Raw genomic sequence first — 21,206 nt, forward strand, 5'->3', positions numbered from 1 at the left:
AATGGCTGCGAGCAATTAAATTGCAAGGGGCTACTCTACCAACCAAATCCATCGAAGCGCCCACCCGAATGGGTGAGCAACTGCGCGACATAGGTGCCGGGAAACCGCTCAATACCCCGAAGCCAACAGGCAAGCAGAGCCCTTTTTTCAGCCGCAGATGGCACGATCAGCCATTCCTTCGCGCGCCGCAAGCACATGCAAGATGGTGAGGTCGGACTTCAGGGCACGGGTGTGTTCATGCGGTGGCCGGGACGAGGGCAAGGGGCTGAGGGTCGAATGGGTGGGCCTTGGGAGGGCCCTTAGCTACACCGCCGGTCAACATGCGCCCGAGAAAACGGGGCCTGGGCCTCCTCTCAATACACCGGCTCCCGCACCAGCACGATATCCACCCGCCGGTTGCGCGGCGACTGCGGCTCGGCCTCGACCAGCAGGCTGTTGTCGGAGCCATAGCCCACGGTGTCCACCCGCCCCTCCTTTTCGGCCCGGGCGGCGGCGGCGCGGGCCACGCGGCTGGCGCGGCGGGCGGACAGGGCCTCGTCGGCGTTGATCGACAGGCAATCGGCGTCCACCGTGGGGGGCGGGCCGCCGGGGGCATACACGTCGCTGTAGCCGATGACCTTGAGCGACAGGCGCTGGTCGGCCTGGAGTGCGGCGTCCAGCGCCGGCGCCACGCGCGTGGCCAGTTCTTGCTGCACGGAGGCCGGCAGGCAGTGGCTGTTGCGGGCGAACGAGGCGCCCTGGATGCGCACGATGCCCTGGGCGGGCAGCACTTGCACACTGGGCAGCGCGCCCTGCTTTGCCAGCTGCTGCAAAGCGGCCAGCGCCTTGGCAGCGTCAGGGCCGATGGGCTCCTTGGCGTGTGCGCTGGTGATCACCGCCAGCACCAGGGCGGCCAGGGCGGCGGCGGTGCGTGGAACACCGCGGCGTCGAACAGAATCTGGCGCGGGGCAAGCGCGTGCGGCGGACCGCACGCGCGTGAGGAGAAAGGTCGTCGGGAAGGTCATGGGAAGAAAGCGATGGAGCCGTGGATCACTTGTCTATCGGCCTGCCCTGGCAGGCCGATGCGACGGGTTCGGCCCATCATAGCCACGGCAGCGCAGGTTTGGCCCGCCCTCTTGCCCGCTTGCCCGCTTGCGCCACGCACCGCGCTACAGCACAAAACCCCCATCAATGGTCATGCTGGCGCCGGTCACGAATCCCGCCTCCGGGCTGGCCAGGTATGCAACCAGGGCGGCGATCTCGCCGGGCTCGGCCATGCGCTTGAGTGGGATCACGTCCTTGAGCCACGAGGCCATGGGCGCGGTCATGTCGGTCTCGGTCGGGCCGGGCTGCACGTTGTTGACGGTGATGCGCCGGGGCGCCAGGTCCAGCGCCACGCCCTTGACCAGTGCGGCCACGGCGGCCTTGGTCATGGCGTAGACGCTGCTGCCCGCCGAGCCGGTGCGGATGGCGGTGTTGCTGCCGATGGTGATGACGCGCCCGCCATCGTGCATCTGCGCTACGGCAGCCTGGATGGCCAGGAACACGCCGCGCACGTTGACATCGAGCATGGCGTTCAGGTCGTCCAGCGCCACAGAGCCGATGGGCGCTGCGCGCAGGATGCCTGCGTTGACAACCACCGCGCTCAGCGGTCCGAGCCGCTGCACTGCGGCGTCCACCGCGGCGCGGATCGCCGCCGGGTCGGCACTGTCGGCCTGGATGGCCAGGCCACGCCGGCCGGCCTGCTCGACCGCGGCCACCACGCCATCGGCACTGTCGGGCCGCGAGACATAGGTGATAGCCACGTCGTAACCATCGTGCGCCAACCGGCCGGCAATTGCCGCGCCGATGCCGCGCGAGCCGCCGAAGACCAGCGCCACACCACGGCCACCGGTTGCCTTGGCCTGCCGCTGTGCGGCATCCCAACCCTGCGCTGCACCGGGCCGCGCCATCTCCACTGCTGCTACTGCATTGCTGTCCATGGTTTCACTCCTTTAATTGAACAATCGTTCCAAAACAAACCAAAAAAAAGGGACTCAGAGGCTGAGAACTTTTGACCGTGCCCGAAAGGCGCGCCACAACGCCCTGGATCTAGGCGCAAAGCGCAGCCATAGCTCGGGCTATGGCGAGCATTTGCAACGACGAGCCGGGGCGTTTTGACGGGCAAGGCGGGCATGGACGAAATATTCTCAGCCTCTCAGCCCAGAGCCCGCAGTGCAAGGCGTGCCATGGCACGCAGCTCCGCGTCTGGCGCACCGCCGCGCGCGGCGATGCGCAAGGCTGCCACCTGGGCCAGCACAAAGCTGGCTGCATGGCCAGGGTCCACATCGGCCGCCACGTCGCCTGCGGCCTGCGCCTCGCGGATGCGCGCGACCAAGGCCGTCTGCAAAACATTGGCCGCCACGGCACGTATTGCCACCAGCTCTTGCTGAGCACTGCCAAACTCGCTGACCGAGCCCACACCCAGGCAGGGGCTGTGGGCCTCGGCCACTACGCGCTTGAGCATGCGCTCGATGCCGGCCCAGGCGGTGGCGCCCTGCTGCAGCGCTGCGATGTGGCTCTGTGTCTCGCCAGCCGCATAGCGCTCCAGCGCTGTGCAGTACAGCGGCCACTTGCCGCCAAAGGTGTTGTACAGGCTTTGCTTGCCGATCTGCATGGCCTCGGTCAGCATCTCGGCCGATGTGGCCGCATAGCCATGCTCGCGAAAGACGCCAACGGCGGCGTCCAGCGCCTCCTGCGGATCGAACTGTCGGGGTCTTGCCATGGGGCGAGTATAGGCATATTGGAACGATTGGTCAATAAAAACCGCGAGAGGGCGACAGGATGCCGGGCTGGCCACGCCCCAGCCACCTCATGCAGAATGCCGCGATCACCGAGACGCAAGGAGCCGCCATGGAAAGAGCCGTCGAACTTGCAGGTTTCTTTGCCGCGCACGGCATCTGGTGCGTGGCCGAAGGGGAGCCCCTGACCCCCATGCTTGCCCAGGAGTCGGCGGCCTATGGGCGCAACATGCTGCGCTTTGCGGCCGACCAGCTCGAAGAGGGTGTGGCCCAGGCGCAGGAGTACCTGGACCAGAACCCGGGCCAGGCCGAGCGCGCAGCCCTGGTCTATGACGGCTATATCACCCTGCCCTCGGGCCGCACGGATGCCTTGATCGTGCTGGTGCGCTCGTACGCCCGGCCGCCCACCACGCTCACCATGGCGGTGCCCTACCGCAATGCGCAGTCATCTGCGGGCTTTGCCGTGCACCGGCCCAAGTTCATGGGATGGCAGGGGCCGGGCACGGCGGACTACAAAGTGCTGGGCGATGCGTTCTTTCGGGGGGTCGAGTCGCATGAGGCGGCGGCGCCGGTGTGGGCGCAGCACAATGACGATTCGATCTGAGGCGGCAGCACCGGGCGGGTGCTATGCCGCGTGGGCAGCGTGCTGCTGGATGTATTCCCGCGCCTGCGCCGGCCTGGTGAGTTCGGCCCACTGCAGGTGTCCATACGCCGGGTCCTGACGGAGCCCTGCGAACTTGACCCGGTTGCGCGCAAAGGTGGTGTACGACCACCACAGCACCGATTCGCGCGAGAAGAACGCCATGCGCAGCGATTCGCGGTTGCCGTGGGCCAGCTGGGTGCGCAGCAGGCCGCGGCTCAGCGTGCGCCAGAGCACGCGAGGGAACACGGTGGCGCGCCCATAGTTGAGCCACACGATATGCGTGGCGCGCGCCCACAGCAGCTCGCGCACGGCGGTGTAGTTGCCGTCGGCCACCCAATGTTCGCCTTCGGTCGCGCCGCGCACACGGGCCTCGAACTGCGCGTGCGGCACGGCCACTCACCCGGGGCCCCAGTACAGGTTGTCGAGTTCGATGTGCGGGCTGCAGGTGGCTTGCGCCAACGCGGCGGCAAAGGTGGACTTGCCGGCACCGCTGGTGCCGACGACTACGACGCGCATGCGGGCTTGAAAGGCATGTGAGGGCAGCTGCGGTTCATGCCGATCCCGGCCCCTGCCACCAGGTGAAGGCTTTGCGGGCCGCGGCCACCGAGGGGTAGGCATAGTCGGAGCCGTGTGCATCGGTGATGCGCAGGCTGCCATCGCTGAGCTGGTGCCAGGTCCACCCCTCCACGCCCATGGACCCGCTTTGCAGCACCTCGGCAGCAGGCGGTGGCGGGGCGGGCTCGGGGGCCACCAGCACCGGCGCGGCGACCTGGGGCGGCTGTGCCGCGGCCGCGGCCGACCCGCCGGGGCGGGCTTCGAGCAGGCGGCGGATGGCGGCCAGGTCATCGGCCTGCCGCAGGGCCTGGAGCACGCGGAAGAACACGTAGGGGATCACCGCGATGGCGATGGCCAGCCCCGCAATGGCCGCTTCCTGCGGAGCGCTCTGGGCGGTGAACATGCCCGTCAGCAGCACCAGCGCGGCGACGATGGCGCCGAACAGGCTCAAGAATCCAAAGAACTTCATGTGTCTCTATCCTCCCGGTGGTTGCTTGTGGAATGGTCTGCGCCGGTTGCCCCGGTACGCCCAGAGCTTTGCATCGGCGTCAGGCCGTTGAATGTAAGGCAGCGGACCCCATTTGCCCCGCCACCACTTCCTGCACCACCGCCCGCAAATGCTCCACCGCAGGATTGGCAAGGCCCACGCTGTCGCGGTGCAGTGACACGCCCACGGACGGCAGTGCAGGCAGGCCCAGCGGCTTGCCCACTGCGGCCAGCCCGGCAGGAATCTGCGCCGTGGCCCGGGGTGCCACGCCCAGACCGGCCTGGGCGGCGGCCCAGATGGCCGAGACGCTGGCGCTGGTAAGCACCACGTGCCAGGGGCGGCCCGTGCGCTCCAGCGCGGCGATGGCGGCCTGGCGGAAGCTGCAGGGCTGCTCCAGCAACAGCAGGGGCACGGATGCGCCGGGCGGCAGCGGCAGGCCAGCCTGCGCGATCCACTGTGTGGGCAGGCGGGCGATCATCTGTGCGCCGGGCTGCACGCCGGAGGGCTCGCCAAAGGCCAGCACCAGGTCCAGTTCGCCGGCCTGCAGTTGCGCAAGCAGCGCGCTGCTGCGGTCCACGCGGATGTCGATGCGCACGGCGGGGTGCGCACGCGCAAAGCGGGCCAGCGTGGCGGGCAGCCAGCCGTCGGCAAAGTCCTGCGGCATGCCAAAGCGCACGCTGCCCTGCATGCGCGCGCCCTGCAGCGAGAGCACGGCCTCGTCGTTGAGCGCAATCATTCGCAGCGCATGGCCCAGCAGCAGCTCGCCCGCCTCGGTCAGCGCTTGCTGGCGGCCCTGCTTGCGGAACAGGGGCGTGCCCACGCGCTCTTCCAGCGCCTTGATCTGCAGGCTCACGGCGCCGGGCGTGCGGTGCAGGCGCTCGGCGGCCTTGCCGAAGCCGCCGAGTTCGACGGCGGTGACCAGGGTTTGCAGGGAGGGCAGGTCGAGCAGCATGGGCAATAGATTAGCTGTTTTAAACATTCCAATCAAAACAATTCGATTGTTTAAAGCAACGGTAGTTTCTACAGTGCATGCACCTCCACCCTGCTCTACCCCTGAAGGACACCTGACATGCTGGCCATGCAATACGGATTCGACCTGCCCGATGACTTCGACATGGACACCCTGCGCCGCCGCATCCCCGAGATCGGCGGCCGCTTCGACGCCCTGCCCGGCCTGCACCTCAAGGCTTTTTTGCTGGCCGACCGCACGGCCACGGCGCCCAACCGCTACGCGCCCTTCTACCTGTGGGACGACCCTGCCGGCGCGGCCGGCTTCGTCACCTCGCCCGACTTTGCCGCGGTGCAGGCCCGCTACGGGCGCCCCGTGGTGCATGGCTGGAACCCACTCGCCCACCTGCAGGGCCCGGCGGCCGGCCAGGTGCCGCGCTTTGCCACCCAGTACTTCGAGGACCTGCCCGACACCACGGACCTGGTGCAGCGCGCGGCCGAAGAGCGTGGCGCCGCTGCCGAGCTGGCCAGCGCGCCGGGGGTGCACAGCGTGTTCGCGGGCCTGGATGCCCAGGGCTGGCAGGTGAACCGCACGGTGCTGTGGCAGGGCCCACCGCCAGCGGGCACCGCGGGGCGGGTGTTCGAGGTGCTGTACCTGTCGGCACCGCGGGGGGTGCGCAGCAGCGCTGCGGCAGGTGCTTGACAAACCAGGCCCTGGCTTGAGCCCCCAAGGCGCCGGTGCGTGTGCGCCGGGGCACACCCCGGCAACGGTGCTCTGCCTCGGACGGGCCGTGTGCGGTCGCGCATGTAGTATCTTCGACGACCAACCACTTGCGGTGCCCTGGGCACGCAGGGATATCCGCCATCCAGTGGCCAACCACCACGAAGTCCATTGAGCCAAACCGTACCTCCATCTCTGTCAGACACCGGCCAGCGCAGCGGCGACGGCAGCAACGCGCCCGCCCTGCTTTCGGTGGTCTGCCCGATGTTCAACGAAGAGGCCACGCTGGACCTGTTCTTTGCGCAGCTGTTGCCGGTGCTGGCGCAGACCGGCCTGGCGTTCGAGATCGTGTGCGTGAACGATGGCAGCCGCGACGGCACGCTGGCGCGGCTGCAGGCGCTGGGCGCCACGGTGCCGGGCCTGCGGGTGATCGACCTGTCGCGCAACTTCGGCAAGGAGGCGGCGCTGACCGCAGGCATCGACCATGCGCTGGGCGCGGCGGTGGTGCCCATCGATGCGGACCTGCAGGACCCGCCCGAGCTGATCCTGGAGATGGTGCGGCTGTGGCAGCAGGGCTTTGACGTGGTGCTGGCGCAGCGCACGGACCGCAGCGCCGACCGCGTGCTCAAGCGCAAGACCTCGGAGTGGTTCTACCGCCTGCACAACCGGATTTCCGACTCGCCGATACCGCCCAACGTGGGCGATTTCCGGCTGATGGACCGCCAGGTGGTGGAGGCGCTCAAGCGCCTGCCCGAGCGGCGCCGCTTCATGAAAGGCCTGTTCGCCTGGGTGGGTTTTCGCCAGGCGACGATTCCCTACACCCGGCCGGCGCGTGCGGCCGGGGACACCAAATTCTCGGGCTGGGGCCTGTGGAACCTGGCGGTGGAGGGGCTGACCTCGTTTTCCACCGTGCCGCTGCGCATCTGGACCTACCTGGGCCTGGTCGTCGCGCTGCTGGCCTTCGGCTATGGCCTGTTCATCGTGGGCCAGGTGCTGCTGTTCGGGCGCGATGCGCCGGGCTATGCCTCGCTGATCACGGTGGTGCTGTTCCTGGGCGGGCTGCAGCTCATCGGGCTGGGCGTGCTGGGCGAGTACCTGGGCCGGGTGTACATGGAGTCCAAGGGGCGTCCCGTCTACATTGTGCGCGAGGCGGCCGAAGGCGATGCCCCGCCCCAACGTGATGCCCGCTGAGCGGCGCCGTGCCCTGTTTCCGTCTTTTTTCATGAACACTTCTCGGTCCTTGATCGGATTCGCGCTGATCGGCGTGCTGTCCACCCTCACGCACGTGTGCGTTGCCACCCTGTGCATCGAACTGCTGGGCGCGCGGCCGCCCGTGGCCAATGTGGTGGCGTTCGCCGTGGCCACCATGTTCTCGTACACGGCCAACACCCTGCTGAGCTTTGGCCAGCGGCTGAGCGCGGCCACCGCCTGGCGCTTCGGCCTGGTGGCGGGCGCGGGCGGCGTGGTCAGCACCTGCATCACCTGGGTGGTGGAGCAGGCCGGCGGCCACTATGCGCTGGGCATCGCCCTGGTGGTGACGGTGATCCCGGCCTTCAGCTACCTGGGCCACCGGTTCTTCACCTACCGCCTGCGCTAGTCCCGTGAGCCCTTCATCGCAAGCATCTGGCTGGCGCCAGAACCTCATCGCCCTGTGCCTGCTGGCACTGCTGGTCTTCGTGCTGCATGGCACCGCGCTGCAAGGCAACTGGCGCTGGGACGACGGCACGCACCTTTTCAACAGCACGCAGTACACGCCCTGGTCGGTGTTCCTGAACCCCGAGGTGACGCGGGCCGTTTCGGGCAACCAGTTCGCGCCCTGGAACCTGTTCGTCTACCAGGTCAACACCGCCCTGTTCGGCATGGACCCGCGGGCGTTCTACCTGCACCACCTGCTGTCGCTGGCCGCGGCGGCCTTCGCCCTGTATGTGCTGATGCGCCAGTGGTTCCCGGCGTGGCGGGCGATGCTGGCCGCGGCCCTGCTCGTGGTGGGCGCGCCGGCCTTCCACATGGCGCAGCAGTTGATGGTGGGGCACTACCTGGACGGACTCACCTTCGCCTGCCTGGCCCTGTGGGCCCAGTTGCGCGCGGTGGAGCGCAGGCAATGGCGCTGGGCCTGGCTGGCGGCTGTGCTGTACCTGCTGTCCACGCTGTGCAAGGAGGTCTATGTGCCATGGATCGCGCTGGCGCTGTTCATGCCCCTGGGCGCCACAGTGGCCCCCATGCCGTGGCTGCAGCGCTGGCGCTACGCCCTGCCAGCCCTGGCGGTCGCACTGGGCTACGCCGCGGTGCGCGTGCTGGTGTTTTCCGGGGCGGGCGGGTACCACCCCAGCACGCTGACAGGCTGGCACGACGTGCCCGGCGTGCTGGGTGCGGTGGCCCTGATGCTGACCCACGGGCTGGTGGGCGCGGGCGCCCTGGGGCTGCTGGCCACGGCCCTGGGCCTGGCATGCATCGGGGTGAGCCTGGCCACGCAGCCGCCGCAGGCGCGCCTGAGGGCGGTGGCGGCTTTGGGCGCGGCCATCACGGTGGTGGTCTTTCCGCTGCTGTTCGTGGCGCGCCCGGGCCTGGAGTGGCAGCTCCACGCCCGGCTGCTGTGGGTGCCGTGGGTGGCGCTGTGCGTGCTGTGGTGCCTGCCCTGGCCGCCACGGCTGGCGCGCTGGCATGCGCTGGCGCTGCTGGTTTTTGCGGTGGCGGCGGGCCAGCAGGCCTGGGTGCAGCGCCAGCATGACCGCCCCATCGAGGCCATGTTCGATGCGCACTACGGCTTTGCCCTGCAGCCACCGCCCGGCCAGGTGCTGCTCCCCATCCAGTTCAACACGCCCGGCTATGTGGCTGCGGTGGCCATGAGCGCCCATGCGGCGCGCCAGCGCATGGAGCCCGGGCTGGCGCATGCCCAGCCCGCGCTGCTGCGCCAGTGGCCGGTGGATGCGGGCGAGCGCGCGCGCATCCGCGTCTGGCAGGACAGCTGCCAGTGCCTTGCGCCCCTGGACACGCTGGCGCCCGCACTGCAGCAGGCGGCACTGCAGGCGCAGCTGGACAACCAGGCCTTCGCAGCACCGCTGCGCCAGCCCCTGCCCTACATCGCCAACGCCTGGGGCGGCGCCATCGACGCCATCACCACCCAAGACGGCGTGGTGCATGTGCGGGGCTGGACGCCGACGCTGGGTGCCGGCAGAAAAATGTTCCTGACCGGGTTCACCGGCATACCGCCCGTGGCCATCGAGAACGTGCAGCGGCCCGACGTGGCCAGCGCGCACGGCCGTGCCGACATGCTGGATTCGGGATTCCGCGCCACGCTGCGCTTTGCCAGCCCAGAGGCCGCGCAGGCCGCCGCCGCCAGCCTGTGCGCGGTGGTTGCCGGCCAGTTGCCGGGGCAGGAGCACCAGTTCCTGATGCTGCCCATCGAAGGCGGCACACGCTGCCAGAACGCGCTGATGCCGGCCAGGACGCGCCCCCTGTGACACAGCTGCGCATGGCCCCCCCCGCCAAACCCGCCTGGGCGGCCGATCTGGCCGTGCTGGGCGCGCTGTGCCTGCTGGCGTTTGCCGTGCACGGCAGCGCCCTGCAGGGCTCCTGGCGCTGGGACGACGGCCAGCACCTGTTCTACCTGGGCCTGTACAGCCCCTGGTCGGTGTTCCTGGACCCGCAGGTGACGCGCGCCGTCTCGGGGAACCAGTTCGCGCCCTGGAATCTGTTCATCTACCAGGTCAACCACGCCCTCTTCGGCCTCAAGCCCCTGCCCTACTACGTGCACCACCTGCTGTCGCTGGCGGGTGCCGCGGGCGCGCTGTATTTGCTGCTGCGCCATTGGCTCGGGCGCTGGCAGGCGCTGCTGCCCGCGGCGCTGCTGCTGGTGGGCGCCCCCGCCGTGCACATGGCCCAGCAGCTGATGTCCGGCCACTACGTGGATGGCATGCTGTTCGCCTGCCTGGGCCTGTGGGCCTATGTGCATGCGGTGCAGAAGGCGCAATGGCGCTGGGCGGTGCTGGCCGCGGGCTTCTACCTGCTGTCCACCCTGTGCAAGGAGGTCTACGTCCCCTGGATCGCCCTGTATTTGCTGCTGCCGCTGCCTGCGGGCACGCCCCGGGGCATGGCGCGCTGGCGCTTTGCTGCGCCGGTCCTGGCCGTAGCGCTGGGCTATGCGGTGCTGCGCATCGTGGTGTTTGCGGGCGTGGGCGGCTACCACCAGTCGGCCCTGGACGGCTGGCGCGCCGTGCTCAGCTTTGTCGCCACCCTGGCGCGCGTGCTGACCGATGGCCTGCTGGGCGCAAACCTGCTGGGCGTTGTGGCGGGCGTGCTGTGCCTGGCCTGCGCCGGGGCGGGCGTTCTGGCACAGCCCGCCCCGGCGCGCCCCCGCATGCTGGTGGGGCTGGGGGCTGTGGCCGTGGTCGTGGTCTTTCCGCTGCTGTTCGCGGTGCAGGCCTATGCAGACTGGATGGCCTACACGCGCTTTCTCTGGGTTCCCTGGGCCGCCGTGTGCGTGCTGTGGTCGCTGAAATGGCCCGCGCGCCTGGCGCGCTGGAAGCTGGCCGCCCTGCTCGTCTTCGTGGCGGCGGTGGCCCAGCAGTCTTTGGCCCAGCGCGCGCACGACCGGCCCATCGACGCCATGTTCGAGGCGCACTACGCCTTTGCGATGCAGCCGCCTGCGGGGCAGATCCTGGCGCCGTTCGAGTTCTTCTCACCCATCTCCATGACCTCGATGATCATGAACGCGCATGCGGCGCAGGGGGTGCTCGAACCGGGCCAGCCCCATGCCCGCCCGGCCCTGCTGCGCACGCCACCGGCCGATGCCGCCGAGCGCGCGCGCATCCGGGTGTGGAGCGAGGCGTGCCTGTGCCTGGTGCCTCTCGACAGCCTGCCGCCAGACAAGCAGGACGACGCGATCCGGTCCCAGCTGTCCAATGCCGGGGCCGTGCTGTCGCTGGGCAAGACCCTGCCGCGCGTGGCCCATGGGTATGCAGGCTCCATCGACGCGATGACCGTCGCGGGCCGCCAGCTGCACCTGTCCGGCTGGACGCCGACCATCGGCCCCGGCCGCAAGCTGGTGATCACGGGCCTGCCCCCCGAGGCCCAGGCCCGCCTGGAAGAACTGGTCAGCACCGAGCGCCCCGACATCGTGCAGGCCCACCAGCGGCCCGACATGCTGCACGCGGGCTTTCGCGCCACGCTGGGCTTTGCCGACGAAGCCAGCGCCCAGGCGGCCAGCCAGGCGCTGTGCGCCCTGGTCACCGGCCACCTGCCGGGCCAGGAGCACCAGTTCTTGCTGCTGCCCGTGCAGGGCCACAAGCGTTGCGACCGGGTGCTGATACCTCCACCCACCCGTTGAGGATGGGTGGCGGGGCTGGAGCAGCAGCCCGTGCGCCCCAGTACGCCTCAGCGCAAGCCCGCTGCACTGCCTTGGTGTGTGTTCTGCCCTGGGCGGCCGAGGCACGCTGCCAGGACATGGGTGCCGCTCAGCGCCCCTTGGAAGATGACGGCTTGCCCGACAGCGGTGCCTGCTTGCTGCTGGGCGCGCTGCCAAGCTTGCCGCGCGAGGTCTCCAGCGGTGCAGGCAGGCTGCCGCGGGTGGTGGCGATGCCACCTGCCCGCGTGGGGGCCGGCACCGGTGGGCGCACCTTGGGGGCGGGCACCACGCGCAGGGAGCCTTCGTCGGCCAGCTTGTCGCGCATGCGGCGCGTCATGGACTGGGTGCTGTTGTCCGGCGCGGTGAACAGGAACAGCGTGCCGTGCGGGCTGGTCCAGGTGAGCTGGGTGCGCACGGCGCGGCCGTTGGTGATGAGCTCGACCCAGGCGCCGACGACGAATTCGGCATAGGGCTCGGCAGGGGCGGCTGCAAGCGCCGCAGCCGCTGCCGGGGCAGCGCTGTCCACCGGGGCCTGGGCGCTGTCGTCGTAACCAGCGACCGCTGCCACGGAGTCCATGGGGTCGCGCGAGTCCGGCGCACGGGACGAATCCTCCGGATCGAGGGTGATCTTGGCGAAGTTGGCGCGCTCGAAGGCGTCCTGGTGCAGGCCCACCAGGCGCTCCAGGAAGGCGCTGGTCTTGGCGGCCGGGTGGTCGATGGTCTGCAGGCCTTCGCGCAGCTTGACGAGCAGGCCGGGAATGGCTTCGGACAGGCGGTCGGGCTCGGTGCGGGTGAGCTCGGGCTGGGCGCTCCACAGCAGCACGGGCACCAGGGCCAGGTAGCCGCCGGGGTCGTCCTCACTGCCATCGGCCTGCGAGACCTGGGCCAGGGCCACCACCTCGGCCCAGGGGCCGGCGGCGAAGTCGAGCACGTCGGCCGGCACGCGCTCCAGGTCGGGCAGCTTCCTGATGTCGGCGGCGATCTTGCCGGCCAGCATCTCGCGCTGCTCGGCCAGCAGCGCGGCCTTGTCCTTTTCGGCCTGGCGGGCCTTGGCCTTCTGCACCTGCGAGTTCCAGGCGGCCTGCAGGGCCTTGAGCACGGTCTCGAACGGGGTGGCGTCCTTGATCTCGATGCCGGCCAGGTAGCCCACGGATTCGTTGAGCAGGCGGATGAATCGGGCGAAGCCGGGGGCCTTCTCGTCGGGGAAGGCCAGGCTGCGCTGGGTCATCTCGTCGAGCAGCACGCGTGCCGGGTGGCCGGGCTCGGTGAAGAAGGTCTGGTCGCGGCGCACCAGGTGCTTGAGCGCGGGTTCCAGGTTCTGCACGGCGCGCTGCACCGAGGGCAGCAGGCGCGAATCGCGCGCGATGTTCTCCATCATGCGGCCCACAACCTCGGCGGCCATGGCCGGCGGGTCGTGCGGGGCCACCGCGGGCACGGTGTAGATCTGCTGGTAGGGCATGCCCGGCACCGTGTACAGGTGCTGGGGTGCCGTGCCTGGCGTGGTGGGTGCCCAGCCGCCCTGGGGCACCTGGTGACCCGGCACCATGACCTGGGGTGCCTGGTGCCCGGGCACCATGACCTGGGGTGCCTGGTGCCCGGGCACCATGACCTGGGGCATGGCCGGGGCCTGCTGCCCACCGGCCAGGCGGACGACCAGGCGTTCGAGCTGGGCCATGTCGTCGATGGCCTCGGCTGCCGCTGCGGCCGCGGAGTTGCTGTAGCCACTGCTGCCGCCCAGGCCCGAATGCATGCTGGCGGGCTGCGAGGGGACCCCGCCACCCATGCCCGGGCCACCATAGGAGCGCGGGTCGAACGGATCGCCGCCGGCCAGCATCTGGCGCAGGATGCCCACGGTGAGCAGCGCCTCTTCGGCGGCCGCGGCCTGCGGCGACATCATGGGCACCTGGGCATCGCCGTTCCAGTTGTTGCCGGGGTCGCCGCTCCAATTGTTGTTGCCACCACCGCCGCCATAACCGCCGCGGCCGTAGCCGGTGTTGCCATAGCCGGTATTGCCGTAGCCCGGGCTGCCAAAGCCGCTGGGGCCGGCCATGGGGCCGCCATGGCTGTGGCCCACGTAGCCACCGCCATAGCCGGCGTTGCCGGAATTGCCACCGCCGCCCTGCAGGCCGCCGTAGCCGGTGCGGGCGCCCGGCGCGCCGACGACGGCGTAGCCCACGGGTTCCACGCCGTTGTCGCGCAGGCTTTTGACCATGCCCTTGTATTCGTCGACCAGCAGCCTGCCCAGCAGGTCGCGCATGTGCTGCATCCACAGCCCGCGCACCTCGGCGTTCACGCCGGTCTCGCCCACCACCTGCTGCAGGGCGCGGATGTAGCTTTCGGGCCGCAGCGGGTTGCGCTCGGGTTGCACGCTGCGCAGGCCCTGGGCCGAGCTGACCAGGGTGTTGAGCTCGGCCAGAACCGCCTCGGTGGCGTGCGCGGCCAGTTGCTGGGCACGGGCCAGCTCCACCTGGTTCTGCACCTCGCTCTCGTCCAGGAGCGACAGCTCGCCAAAGTCCATGCCCATGTCATCGGCAGCCCGGGGCTTGCTGCCCGGGGCCGCGGCCGGGCCTTCGGCAAAGATCTCCAGCAGGGCCATGGAGTAGCCCTTGATCAGGGTCGTCTCATGCTGGCCCAGCAGGCGCAGGCTGTCACTGGCCAGGTTGCGTTGCTGGATGTTGCGGACCGTGCTTTCTTCGGCCGTCAGCGCGCTGCGGGTGACCGCGACCAGCTTTTCCATGAGCACTTCGCCGCCACGCACCGCGTTGACCACGCAGGCACGGAAAACGGATCTCGAACGGGACGCTGGCTGGGACATGTTGGGCGGAAAAAGGCGAAATAGGAAAAGTCGAAAAAATCGTTTCCAGCTGCAATCCTACTTGACCTCGGGGCCCTGTGCATAAATCCTTGCCGGCCGGTGGGAACACGGCCACGAACGGACTGTCAGCACCCCGATCAGGCGCCTGGTTCGGGATCCCAGACCCCAGCCACAGCCCTGAAACGCCGTGGACCACGCTACCGGTCGTTCGATCTTACAGTGAATGTTCCATGCACAATCGCTGGAACGAGAGACACCCCCGCTTTCACACAGCAGGGAGCCGTTCGGCAGAAATGCCCCAGGTCCGTGCGCTGGAGCGCGTGCCGCCATCGTGCAGTGGCGTGGTGCGGGCGCAACGCGCAAACCACACCGCCACCTTAACCCCTGTGCACTGCTGGCTCCGCCGGCCGCGCTTTTGCCTTGCCTATGAATTCATCCTTGCGGACTTCGCAGAACAGCCCACCGTCCTGGCGCGGGCATCTCCTGGCACTGGCGCTGTTGTGCCTGCTGGCCCTGGCACTGCATGGCAGTGCGCTGCAGGGGGGTTGGCGCTGGGACGACGGGCAGAACCTGCTGTATTCAACACAGTATTCCCCCGGCTCCGTCTTCCTGGACCCGCAGGTGACCCGCTTCGTCTCCTCCAGCCAGATTGCGCCCTGGAACGTCTTCCTCTACCAGGTCAATTCCGCGCTCTTTGGCTTCAACCCCTGGCCTTATTACCTGCACCACCTGATTTCCCTGTCCTGCGCGGCATGGGCCCTGTACCTGGTGCTGTGCCACTGGCTGGGACGCCGGCAGGCATTGTTGCCAGCCGCCCTGCTGCTCCTGGGCGCACCGGCGTTCCAGATGGCGCAGCAGTTGATGGTGGGGCACTACCTGGACGGCCTGGCATTCGCCTGCCTGGCGCTGTGGGCGCAGGTCCACGCGATGCGGTCCCTGCAATGGCGCTGGAGCCTGCTGGCGGCAGGGATGTACCTGCTGTCATGCCTGTGCAAGGAGATCTATGTCCCCTGGATCGCCCTGCTGTTGTTCGTACCACCCCCAGCTGGCTCGCCATCGGCCCTGGCGCGCTGGCGCTATGCGGTGCCGGCCTTGCTGGTGGCCGTCGCCTACGCAGCCTTTCGCATCCATGTGTTCCAGGGCGTCGGAGGGTACACCCGCGTGGCCTTGGACGGCTGGCAAGCCGTTGGCGGCGTGCTGGGCGCCATCGCCCGGACGCTGAGCGAAGGCCTGCTGGGAGCCGGGACCCTGGGCCTGGTGGCCACCGGCCTGTGCCTGGCATGTCTGGGGGCGGGCCTGGCGGCACAGCCGGCCAACGGACGCATGCCCCTGGCCCTGGGCGCAGGGGTTGCCGTCGTGGTCGCGGTTTTCCCGCTGCTGTTCGTGGTGGGGCCCGGTTTTGAATGGATGGGCAACGCCCGCATCCTGTGGGTGCCCTGGGTGGCTGCCTGTGTGCTGTGGGCCCTGCCATGGCCCCGGCGCCTGGCAGGCTGGCACAAGGTGGCACTGCTCGTGTTCGTGGCGGCGGCGGGCCAGCAGGCCTGGGTGCAGCGCCAGCACGACCGCCCCATTGCGGCAATGTTCGAGGCCTACTATGGCTTTGCGCTGGCGCCACCACCCGGCCAGATGCTGCTGCAGCCCCAGGCGCAGGCCAACGGCATGATCCTGCAGGCCATGAGCGTGTTCCAGGCGCGCCAGGCCATAGAGCCCCAGGCTGCCCACACCCCGCCCGCGCTGGCATGGCACTACCCGGCCACGGCGCAGGAGCGCAGCCGCATGGTGACCTGGGATGACGGCTGCTCCTGCATGGTGCGATTGGGTGACATGCCGCCTGCGCAGCAAGAGGCCGCCCTTGCGGCCCGCATGCGCAGTGACCTCTTCGTGCTGCCGATGAAGCGGCCCCTGCATTCCCTGGCCCATGCCTTTGGCGGCGCCGTGGACAACGTGAGCGTGCTCGGGAACCAACTGAACGTGGAGGGCTGGACCCCCACCCTGGGGCCCGGGCGCAAACTGGCGTTCGTGGGCTTCGAGCAGATGCCCCAGGCCAGCAGCATGGAGACAGTACAGCGGCCCGACGTGGCCCAGACCTTCGGCCGCCAGGACATGCAGGGATCGGGCTTCCGCGCCACGCTGACCTTCGCCACCGAACAGGCGGCCCAGGCCAGCGCCAAGGAATTCTGCGCCATCACCTTCAGCCAGTTGCCCGGGCAGGAACACCAGATCATGATGCTGAAACTGCCCGACAGCCAACGCTGCGACAGCGCCCTGACACCCAGGCCGACCCGGGTACAGCACACGCCCGGAGTCCCAGCTCAAGACCCGGTCCCTCCGAAGAAGGGGCCATAGCACCAGACCTTAGAAACTGGCGCGACCTGAGCCAGTGCTCCCGCGCAAGGGCCGCCCCGCCGCGCTGGGAGTGTCCCCCTTCCCGAATTGCGCAGCAATTCGGGAAGGGCGAAGGCGCGAAGCGCCTCAGGGGGCTGTACTTACTTCAAAGCCTTGTAGCGCATGCGCTTGGGCTTGGCACCCTCTTCGCCCAGGCGCCTCTTCTTGTCGGCCTCGTACTCCTGGTAGTTGCCGTCGAAGAAGGTCCACTGGCTGTCGCCCTCGCAGGCCAGGATGTGGGTGGCGATGCGGTCCAGGAACCAGCGGTCATGGCTGATGACCATGATGGTGCCGGCGAACTCGAGCAGCGCGTCTTCCAGGGCGCGCAGGGTTTCCACGTCCAGATCGTTCGATGGTTCATCGAGCATCAGCACGTTGCCGCCCGCGATCAGGGTCTTGGCCAGGTGCAGGCGTCCGCGCTCACCGCCCGACAGCATGCCGACCTTCTTTTGCTGGTCGCCGCCGTTGAAGTTGAAGCGGCCGCAGTAGGCGCGGCTGGCCATCTGGAACTTGCCCACGTTCAGGATGTCAAGGCCGCCCGAGACGTCTTCCCACACTGTCTTGTCGTCCGAAAGGTCGTCGCGCGTCTGGTCCACGAAGGCCATTTTCACGGTGGAACCGATCTTGACGGTGCCGCTGTCGGGCTCCTGCTTGCCGGCGATCATACGGAACAGCGTGGATTTACCCGCGCCGTTGGGGCCGATGATGCCGACGATGGCGCCCGCGGGCACCTTGAAGCTCAGGTTGTCGATGAGCACGCGGTCACCGAAGGACTTGGTGACGTTGACGAACTCGATCACTTCATGGCCCAGGCGGTCGGCCACGGGGATGAAGATTTCGTTGGTTTCGTTGCGTTTCTGGTACTCGAAGTCCGACAGCTCCTCGAAGCGGGCCAGGCGGGCCTTGCTCTTGGCCTGGCGGGCCTTGGGGTTCTGGCGCGACCATTCCAGTTCCTTCTTCAGGGCCTTGGCGCGCGATTCCTCGCCCTTTTGCTCCTGCTCCAGGCGGGCCTGCTTCTGGGTCAGCCAGTCGCTGTAGTTGCCCTTGTAGGGAATGCCGGAACCCCGGTCGAGTTCCAGAATCCACTCGGCCGCGTTGTCCAGGAAGTAGCGATCATGGGTGATGGCCACCACGGTGCCCGAGTAGCGCTGCAGGAATTGCTCCAGCCAGTCCACGGATTCGGCGTCCAAGTGGTTGGTGGGTTCGTCGAGCAGCAGCATGTCGGGCTTGGACAGCAGCAGGCGGCACAGGGCCACGCGGCGCTTTTCACCGCCGGACAGCAGGCCGACCTTGGCGTCCCACGGGGGCAGGCGCAGCGCGTCGGCGGCGATTTCGAGCTGGTGCTCGGAATCGGTGCCGGCCGTGGCGATGATGGCTTCGAGCTCGGCCTGCTCGGCGGCCAGCGCGTCGAAATCGGCGTTTTCTTCACCGTAAGCGGTGTACACCTCTTCCAGGCGGGCCTTGGCGGTCATCACCCGGCCCATGGCGGCTTCCACGCTCTCGCGCACCGTCTGCTCGGGGTCGAGCTGCGGCTCCTGGGGCAGGTAGCCGATGTTCAGGCCGGCCATGGGGATGGCCTCGCCCTCGATTTCCTTGTCCACGCCCGCCATGATCTTGAGCAGGGTGGACTTGCCCGAGCCGTTGGTGCCCAGCACGCCGATCTTGGCGCCCGGGAAGAAGCTCAGGGAGATGTCTTTGAGGATCTGGCGCTTGGGCGGCACGATCTTGCCGACCCGGTTCATGGAAAATACGTATTGAGCCATTTGCTTGAGTCTTGTACCTGCGAAATTTGGGCAGAAGAATTCTGCGTTCAGGGCATGATTATCAGGCCATGCGACAATACGCACCGTGACGGGCTCCAGTTGCCCGCCACATCAGCACACCGCTGGGGACGAAAGAGGCATTTCAGCCTCTGGGCTCCCACCCTTGAACCTCGTCGGCTTGAGACTGGCTCGGCAACCTACCGGTTGTACGACAGGCCGACACCCGGCGCCCCGGACGGGCGCATTCAACGACATGACATTTGACGAACTGAACCTGGCTCCTGCCATCCTGAAGGCCGTGCACGAAACGGGCTACGAAACCCCCACGCCCATTCAGGCCCAGGCCATTCCCGCCGTTCTCGCAGGCCACGACCTGCTGGCCGGCGCACAGACTGGCACCGGCAAGACCGCCGCGTTCACCCTGCCCCTGCTGCACCGCCTCTCGCAAAGTGCAGCGCCCAAGAACAAATTCGGCGGCAAGGGCATCCGTGCCCTGGTGCTGACCCCCACGCGCGAGCTCGCCGCCCAGGTGGAAGAGTCCGTACGCGAATACGGCAAATACCTCGATATCAACTCCACCGTCGTCTTCGGCGGCGTGGGCATGAACCCGCAGATCGACCGCATCAAGCGCGGCGTGGACATCCTGGTGGCCACCCCCGGCCGCCTGCTGGACCTGCAGCAGCAGGGCTTCCTGGACCTGTCGACCGTGCAGGTGCTGGTGCTCGACGAAGCCGACCGCATGCTGGACATGGGCTTCATCCACGACGTGAAGAAGGTGCTGGCCCTGGTGCCCCGCGAAAAGCAGAGCCTGCTGTTCTCGGCCACCTTCAGCGACGAGATCCGCGACCTGGCCAACACCCTGCTCAAGAACCCCCAGAGCATCCAGGTCACGCCGAGCAACACCACGGTGCAGCGCATCACCCAGGTGATCCACCCCGTGGGCCGCGGCAAGAAGAAGCAGGTGCTGCTGCACATCATCCAGCAGCACAACTGGAGCCAGGTGCTGGTGTTCACGCGCACCAAGTTCGGCGCCAACAACGTGGCCGAGTTCCTGACCAAGAACGGCGTGAACGCCATGGCGCTGCACGGCAACAAGAGCCAGAGCGCCCGCACGCAGGCCCTGGCCGGCTTCAAGAGCGGTGACATCCGCGCCCTGGTGGCCACCGACATCGCCGCGCGCGGCATCGACATCGACGAGCTGCCGCACGTCGTGAACTACGAAATCCCCAACGTCTCGGAAGACTACGTGCACCGCATCGGCCGCACGGGCCGCGCCGGCAACAGCGGCGAAGCCGTGAGCCTGGTCTGCATGGACGAAGAAGGCTTCATGATGGAGATCGAGCGCTTCACCAAGCAGCAGATCCCCGTGCAGGTCATCGACGGCTTCGGCCCCGAGCCAGGCGAGAAGGCCGAGCCCATCGCCATGGGCCGCCAGACCATCTGGGGCGGCGCAGGCAAGCCCCCGAGCCGTGACGTGATGCAGGCCGCCGCCAAGGCCGCCCGCAGCGAAATGATGGAACGCATCCGCACCAACAAGGCCGGCCAGGGTGCTGGCGGCGGTGGTAGTGGCGGCGGCGACCGTGGCCCCCGCCCTGCCGGCGGTGGCAATGGTGGTGGCGGTGGCGGCCGTGGTGGCCGCGCCGGTGGCGGCGCAGCCGCAGGCGGCGGCGGTGGCGGCAATGGCCCGCGCGGCGCCCGTGCCGGCGGCGGTGGTGGCGGCCAGGGCGGCGGCGCACGTGCCGGTGGCCAGGCCCCTGCACGCGGCCGCTCCGGCGGCGGTGGTGGCGGCGGCGGCGGTTACGAAGGCGGCGGCGGCAGCGGCCGTTACGACGACCAACCACCACGCCCCAATGCCCACCTGGGCACGCATTCGGGCCACAGCAACCCGGGCCATCGCCATTCCGGCAGCGCGGCCGGCGGCCAGCCTGACCCCATGCGTACCAGCGTGGACAGCATGGGCGGAGGCCGCCGTGGCGGTGGCGGCTATCGTGGCGGCAACTCTGGAGGTGGTGGCTATGGCGGTGGCGGCGGCGGCGGTGGTGGTGGTAGCCGGGGCAACGGGTCTCGTGGGCCGGGCGGTTCTCGCGGCTCTTTTGGACGCTGATCGCCCCACGGCGACCGCAGACAACAACAACCCAACGACAGCAGCAACAGCAGCGCCCGGCGCTGCGCCGCCCCAGGTGCATGTCCTGCATGCCCAGGGCCGGCGCGCACCGGACCTTGCACCCCATCCACGGCTGCACCTGCATGCCGTGGACTTTGCCACGCTGGGCGCAAGGCCCGTCGTGCCCGGCCTGCCGGAGCATGTGGACGACGTGTACATCACGCTCGGCACCACCATCAAGGCGGCAGGCAGCCAGCAGGCCTTTCGCGCCGTGGACCTGGATGCCGTGATCGCCACGGCACGCACCGCCCTGGCGGCCGGTGCCACCCGCTGCGGCGTGGTCACGGCCATGGGCGCCGATGCCCACTCCCGCATCTTCTACAACCGCACCAAGGGCGAGGTCGAGCAGGCGCTCAAGAGCCTGGGCTTCGCCACGCTGGTGATCGCGCGCCCTTCCCTGCTGCTGGGAGAACGCCAGGCCCTGGGCCAGGCGCCGCGCGCGGCCGAGTCCCTCTCCATCCAGGCCTTCAAGCTGCTGGACCCGATCATCCCCGCCAACTACCGCGCCCGCCCGGGTGCCGACGTGGCGCGCGCGCTGGTGCGGGCCGTGCAGGCCGGGCCGCGCGAGGGGGTGCCGCAGGTGCGGGTGTTGATGGGGCGGGAGCTGCAGCCGGATTGAGCG

16 protein-coding genes and 1 pseudogene are annotated in these 21,206 nt (G+C 68.9%); 9 read left to right on the forward strand and 8 right to left on the reverse strand.

Annotated elements, in window-relative coordinates:
- Window positions 1–353: 353 nt before the first annotated feature.
- The 3 genes from AC07PF_RS25890 to AC07PF_RS25900 all read right to left on the reverse strand — a co-directional run bounded on the left by AC07PF_RS25890 (window position 354) and on the right by AC07PF_RS25900 (window position 2,743).
- Entirely contained in the window at window positions 354–1,004 is a 651-nt protein-coding gene (locus tag AC07PF_RS25890; RefSeq protein WP_494613776.1) for a hypothetical protein, read from the reverse strand.
- Window positions 1,005–1,148: 144 nt separating this feature from the next.
- The gene (locus tag AC07PF_RS25895; RefSeq protein ID WP_494613777.1) at window positions 1,149–1,961 is read right to left on the reverse strand and encodes an SDR family oxidoreductase; all 813 of its coding nucleotides are present in this window, start codon (window positions 1,959–1,961) and stop codon (window positions 1,149–1,151) included.
- Window positions 1,962–2,176: 215 nt separating this feature from the next.
- A complete protein-coding gene (locus tag AC07PF_RS25900; protein WP_494613778.1) occupies window positions 2,177–2,743 on the reverse strand; it encodes a TetR/AcrR family transcriptional regulator in 567 nt (188 codons plus the stop codon).
- A 128-nt stretch (window positions 2,744–2,871) separates the two neighbouring features.
- Here AC07PF_RS25900 and AC07PF_RS25905 point away from each other — a divergent pair, with 128 nt between their 5' ends.
- Entirely contained in the window at window positions 2,872–3,363 is a 492-nt protein-coding gene (locus AC07PF_RS25905; RefSeq protein WP_494613779.1) for a hypothetical protein, read from the forward strand.
- A gap of 21 nt (window positions 3,364–3,384) precedes the next feature.
- On the opposite strand, the pseudogene AC07PF_RS25910 reads toward AC07PF_RS25905, so the two are convergent.
- The 3 genes and pseudogenes from AC07PF_RS25910 to AC07PF_RS25920 form a co-directional block, all read right to left on the reverse strand.
- Window positions 3,385–3,918 (reverse strand): annotated as a pseudogene (locus tag AC07PF_RS25910) (P-loop NTPase family protein).
- A gap of 34 nt (window positions 3,919–3,952) precedes the next feature.
- Window positions 3,953–4,426 (reverse strand): hypothetical protein, encoded by a 474-nt coding sequence (locus AC07PF_RS25915; RefSeq protein WP_494609570.1) that lies wholly within the window; start codon window positions 4,424–4,426, stop codon window positions 3,953–3,955.
- Between the two features lie 79 nt (window positions 4,427–4,505).
- Entirely contained in the window at window positions 4,506–5,396 is an 891-nt protein-coding gene (locus AC07PF_RS25920; RefSeq protein WP_494613780.1) for a LysR substrate-binding domain-containing protein, read from the reverse strand.
- Window positions 5,397–5,513: 117 nt separating this feature from the next.
- On the opposite strand from AC07PF_RS25920, the gene AC07PF_RS25925 reads away from it, so the two are divergent.
- From AC07PF_RS25925 to AC07PF_RS25945, 5 genes are all read left to right on the forward strand, one after another.
- Window positions 5,514–6,095 (forward strand): DUF4865 family protein, encoded by a 582-nt coding sequence (locus AC07PF_RS25925; protein WP_494613781.1) that lies wholly within the window; start codon window positions 5,514–5,516, stop codon window positions 6,093–6,095.
- Window positions 6,096–6,308: 213 nt separating this feature from the next.
- A complete protein-coding gene (locus tag AC07PF_RS25930) occupies window positions 6,309–7,304 on the forward strand; it encodes a glycosyltransferase family 2 protein (protein WP_494613889.1) in 996 nt (331 codons plus the stop codon).
- A gap of 31 nt (window positions 7,305–7,335) precedes the next feature.
- The gene (locus AC07PF_RS25935) at window positions 7,336–7,710 is read left to right on the forward strand and encodes a GtrA family protein (protein ID WP_494613782.1); all 375 of its coding nucleotides are present in this window, start codon (window positions 7,336–7,338) and stop codon (window positions 7,708–7,710) included.
- A gap of 4 nt (window positions 7,711–7,714) precedes the next feature.
- Complete coding sequence (locus AC07PF_RS25940) at window positions 7,715–9,574, forward strand: glycosyltransferase family 39 protein (protein ID WP_494613783.1); 1,860 nt, start codon at window positions 7,715–7,717, stop codon at window positions 9,572–9,574.
- Window positions 9,575–9,585: 11 nt separating this feature from the next.
- Window positions 9,586–11,439, forward strand: coding sequence for a hypothetical protein (locus AC07PF_RS25945; RefSeq protein ID WP_494613784.1), 1,854 nt, complete (start codon window positions 9,586–9,588; stop codon window positions 11,437–11,439).
- 127 nt (window positions 11,440–11,566) lie between these two features.
- Here AC07PF_RS25945 and AC07PF_RS25950 read toward each other — a convergent pair whose 3' ends face one another.
- Window positions 11,567–14,272 carry a DUF1631 family protein gene (locus AC07PF_RS25950; RefSeq protein WP_494613785.1) on the reverse strand — a complete coding sequence of 902 codons (2,706 nt, stop codon included), beginning with the start codon at window positions 14,270–14,272 and terminating at the stop codon, window positions 11,567–11,569.
- A 438-nt stretch (window positions 14,273–14,710) separates the two neighbouring features.
- On the opposite strand from AC07PF_RS25950, the gene AC07PF_RS25955 reads away from it, so the two are divergent.
- A complete protein-coding gene (locus AC07PF_RS25955) occupies window positions 14,711–16,618 on the forward strand; it encodes a glycosyltransferase family protein (protein ID WP_494613786.1) in 1,908 nt (635 codons plus the stop codon).
- Between the two features lie 140 nt (window positions 16,619–16,758).
- Here the strand turns inward: AC07PF_RS25955 and ettA are convergent, their stop codons facing one another.
- A complete protein-coding gene (gene ettA, locus AC07PF_RS25960; protein ID WP_035204500.1) occupies window positions 16,759–18,420 on the reverse strand; it encodes an energy-dependent translational throttle protein EttA in 1,662 nt (553 codons plus the stop codon).
- 253 nt (window positions 18,421–18,673) lie between these two features.
- Between ettA and AC07PF_RS25965 the strand changes: the two genes are divergently transcribed.
- Both AC07PF_RS25965 and AC07PF_RS25970 read left to right on the forward strand, forming a co-directional pair.
- Window positions 18,674–20,524: a DEAD/DEAH box helicase gene (locus AC07PF_RS25965; RefSeq protein ID WP_494613787.1), complete on the forward strand. Its 1,851-nt coding sequence runs from the start codon at window positions 18,674–18,676 to the stop codon at window positions 20,522–20,524.
- Window positions 20,514–21,203 (forward strand): Rossmann-fold NAD(P)-binding domain-containing protein, encoded by a 690-nt coding sequence (locus AC07PF_RS25970; protein WP_494613788.1) that lies wholly within the window; start codon window positions 20,514–20,516, stop codon window positions 21,201–21,203. The genes AC07PF_RS25965 and AC07PF_RS25970 overlap by 11 nt, the downstream gene beginning before the upstream one ends.
- The last annotated feature ends 3 nt before the right edge of the window (window positions 21,204–21,206 follow it).

The sequence above is a fragment of the Acidovorax sp. GW821-FHT10A04 genome, from assembly GCF_059415825.1.